We start from the raw sequence: 298 nt of genomic DNA, 5'->3' as shown, positions 1-298 counted from the left end.
GGACTACACGATCTTCCACCTCGGTGGCAGCTGGAAGGCCACGCCCTGGCTGACGGTGAACGCGCGGGTCAACAACCTGTTCGACAAGGACTTCGTCTCGCAGTCGTGCCTGCTGATCAGCCAGAGCGAGTTCAACTGCGTGGACGACTACGCGACCAAGGACCAGCGCCGCAGCTACTGGATTTCGTTGAACGCGACGTTCTGATCGCCGCGCCATGCCCCGGTGGGTGCCGACCCTGGTCGGCACCGCTTCATCCAGGCATGGCGTGGATCTACCGATCCGTGGTGCCGGCCGCTG

Annotated in this window: 1 protein-coding gene; it reads left to right on the top strand. The window is 64.1% G+C overall.

The annotated features are described in order from the left end of the window. A partial coding sequence (locus EN850_RS35515; RefSeq protein ID WP_136093068.1) for a TonB-dependent receptor occupies window positions 1-205 on the top strand: 205 nt, incomplete at its 5' end. Between the last annotated feature and the right edge of the window lie 93 nt (window positions 206-298).

Source organism: Mesorhizobium sp. M8A.F.Ca.ET.207.01.1.1 (assembly GCF_004794715.1).
GTDB lineage: Bacteria > Pseudomonadota > Alphaproteobacteria > Rhizobiales > Rhizobiaceae > Mesorhizobium.
This window is presented reverse-complemented; position numbering and strand designations above follow the sequence as displayed.